This is a genomic window from Zoogloea sp. (genome assembly GCF_028693495.1).
Lineage (GTDB): Bacteria > Pseudomonadota > Gammaproteobacteria > Burkholderiales > Rhodocyclaceae > Zoogloea.
The window spans coordinates 1-2,846 of sequence record NZ_JAQUVG010000179.1 but is presented as its reverse complement, the minus strand read 5'-3'; the positions used below and the strand labels follow the sequence as shown (position 1 = coordinate 2,846).

Annotated in this window: 4 protein-coding genes and 1 pseudogene; 4 read left to right on the top strand and 1 reads right to left on the bottom strand. The window is 60.1% G+C overall.

Annotation, left to right across the window (positions count from 1 at the left end):
* Positions 1-119 (top strand): annotated as a pseudogene (locus PHD22_RS16875) (IS5/IS1182 family transposase); the annotation flags it as partial.
* A gap of 259 nt (positions 120-378) precedes the next feature.
* Here the strand turns inward: PHD22_RS16875 and PHD22_RS16870 are convergent.
* Positions 379-585 (bottom strand): hypothetical protein, encoded by a 207-nt coding sequence (locus tag PHD22_RS16870; RefSeq protein WP_299869596.1) that lies wholly within the window; start codon positions 583-585, stop codon positions 379-381.
* A gap of 61 nt (positions 586-646) precedes the next feature.
* On the opposite strand from PHD22_RS16870, the gene PHD22_RS16865 reads away from it, so the two are divergent.
* The 3 genes from PHD22_RS16865 to PHD22_RS16855 all read left to right on the top strand — a co-directional run.
* Positions 647-1,873 (top strand): MBL fold metallo-hydrolase, encoded by a 1,227-nt coding sequence (locus tag PHD22_RS16865; RefSeq protein WP_299869594.1) that lies wholly within the window; start codon positions 647-649, stop codon positions 1,871-1,873.
* A gap of 36 nt (positions 1,874-1,909) precedes the next feature.
* Entirely contained in the window at positions 1,910-2,200 is a 291-nt protein-coding gene (locus PHD22_RS16860; RefSeq protein ID WP_299869592.1) for a hypothetical protein, read from the top strand.
* 21 nt (positions 2,201-2,221) lie between these two features.
* The coding region (locus PHD22_RS16855) for an IS5 family transposase (RefSeq protein ID WP_299869590.1) at positions 2,222-2,846 on the top strand (625 nt) is incomplete at its 3' end.

Below are 2,846 nucleotides of genomic sequence, written 5' to 3'. Positions count from 1 at the left end.
GCAAGCTATTGGTCCGCTACGAAAAGCTCGAAAGGAGCTTCGTTGCACTCAACCATCTCGCGGCCGCCATCATCGCGTTTCGCAAGGTGCCTTTGAAGGTCAATATAATTTACGGATAAGTTCTAAGGCTGGCCTTTTTGCTTGCAGATCAACGACCTGCGGGAATCCGATGTGGAGCGGGCGATGGGAATCGAAAACGTCGAGCGGCCGCGATCGGGCAGCCCCGCGATCTCTCCAAGCCACTGAAGGTAAAACAACGTCCTTGGCCGGTGAAGGCGCATCTCTGCTTCCAGCGGTCCCCGTATCGGGATCTGATTGGACCGGCTTTGACGGAGCGCTGACCAGAACGTGAGCAGACGGTCCAGCTTGGTGTGCCCGTCAGGCCACTTCCGCCATCAGACTGATGCGCTGCGCGGTAGCTCGAACTTCCTTCATCCGGCCATGGCCCGGTAGCACCTTCTCCGAGACCGTGACCAGCCCCGCCCGCGCCAGTTCATCTACGTCGCCACCTTCTACGTGGCGAAGCTTTACTCTCCCCTCCTGCAGTAGGTCCAGCGACTCGAGCCCCGTTTTGGGTAGTTCCAAGTTAAGTTCTGGCTCGCTGATTTGAATACTCGCTACGAGAGACAACGTTTCAAGGAGTCGCATGAGAGTCTGCATTCACCGGGGTACGAAGCAAATCGGCGGCAGCTGCATCGAGCTGGAGCACGAGGGAGTCCGGATTCTTCTCGACCTCGGCCTGCCGCTCGACGGGGCTTCGGATGATCGTTCATTGCTACCGCAACGGACTGACGACCTCGCGGCCGTCATCATCTCCCATCCGCACGTCGATCATTACGGCCTGCTGCATCACCTGCAGCCCGCCACTTCCGTCTGTATCGGTGCTGCAGCCCGCCGGATCATCAAGGCCGCGGCGCCCTTTACCGGACAGCCGCTTCCTGCGCTCGAAGGCTTTGATCTTCAGGATCAAGTCCCTGTGAGCATAGGCCCCTTCTGCATCACGCCCTATCTGGTGGATCACTCCGCCTACGATGCCTACGCCTTGCTGATCGAGGCGGGGGGCAAGCGCCTGTTCTACAGTGGGGATTTTCGCGGACACGGACGCAAGAGGCGGCTGTTCGAGGCTGTGCTGCAACGGCCTCCCGAGGGCATTGATGTGCTGTTGATGGAAGGCACGACCTTGTCGCGGGTGGGCGAAAAAGACGCCTTTCCTTCCGAGGCCGACCTTGAAAAACAACTGGTCGAGCATTTTCAGGCCACGCCAGGGCTGGCGATGATCTATGCCTCCGCGCAGAACATCGACCGCATGGTGACGCTCTACCGTGCCTGCAAGCGGACGGGGCGGACGCTGATCATTGACCTCTACACGGCGGCCATTCTCGAAGCCACGGAGAATGCCAGTATTCCGCAGTCAGACTGGCCGGGCGTCGCGCTGTTTACGCCCGAACGGCAGCGTCGGCAGATCGTCAGAATGCAGGCGTTCGATCTGCTCAAACGGCACGCGTCGAACCGCATTTATCCCGAGGCATTGCCGGGATTGGCCTCCAGGTCCGTCCTGCTGTTTCGTCCCCTGCACATGGATGACCTCGATGCGGCAGGCGTTCTCGGTCAGGCGCGCTTCATTTATTCTCAGTGGCCCGGTTATCTGCAGGAGGATGCAAGTCAGAAATGGTTGAACTGGCTGGCTGGAGCGGGCATCGAGCCCTCTTACGTGCATACGTCGGGTCATGCCAGCCCTGCCGATCTGCAGCGTTTTGCTCAGGCGCTGTCACCGAAGCAGCTGGTTCCCATACACAGTTTTGTGCCAGAAGAATATCCCCGCCAGTTCGCCAACGTCCGCTTCAGGGAGGATGGCGAATGGTGGGGTGCGTGAGTAGTGATTCTTTTTGAAACCTAGTCACGGATGAACATGAACGATCGAACCGAATTCGTGAGCCAGCTGATGACTCATATCCTCGAAGGCTGCCACGTCCCCAAAGTGCAGGTGGAGCGCGCAGTTGGCCCTGTGCTGGGCTTCTTTCTCGCCGATGTTTTGACGGCAACGCTCGAAGAGGATGACGCCTTGAGCGGACAGTACATTGTGCTTTGTCCTGAATTCCCGCTGCTGAAGCCGGTTGGCAATCAGTCAACCAATATCGACTGGTGGGCGCCTCGAAAAACCTCGCCCCACCCGCTCCTTGGTAAAATTCTGCCGTCCTGAACCCCGTTGCCATCTACCCCGATGAAACCGCGTAGCGCCATCAAGACCGACCTGTTCGCTAACGACCACCACCGCAAGAAGATCGACACCCTTGGTGATCCGCTTGCCGAGATCGAGTCGTACATCGACTTCGCGGCACTGGCGGCCGATGTCGATCGGATTGCACCGCGGCCGGTCAGTCCCCAGGGGGGCCGCCCGGCGTATCCGACCGAGACGATGGTGCGCATCCTGGTTCTGAAGCGCCTGTACACCCTGTCGGACGAGCAGATGGAGTACCAGATGCTTGATCGCATGAGCTACAAGCGCTTCTGCGGGCTGGAGAGTGCGACGAAGATCCCCGACCGCACCACGGTGTGGACCTTCGAGAACCGCATCGGCGAAGCGGGCGCGAAGGCGCTGTTCGACGGCGTCTCGGCGCAGCTGCTCAAGAAGGGCTTTATCGCCCGGGGCGGGCAGATCATCGACGCGACCCTGGTGCCGGCGCCCAAGCAGCACAACAGCCGGGGCGAGAAAGCGCTCATCGAGCAAGGCGCGATGCCGGCCGGCTGGAAGCCCGCCAAGCGGCGCCAGAAGGACCTCGACGCCACCTGGACCAAGAAACACGGCAAGAGCTACTTCGGCTACAAGCTCTCCATCAACGTCGACA

Coding starts and splice junctions, on each gene's coding strand:
- PHD22_RS16865 (WP_299869594.1), top strand. CDS start 647: ATGAGAGTCTGCATTCACCGGGGTACGAAGCAAATCGGCGGCAGCTGC.
- PHD22_RS16860 (WP_299869592.1), top strand. CDS start 1,910: ATGAACGATCGAACCGAATTCGTGAGCCAGCTGATGACTCATATCCTC.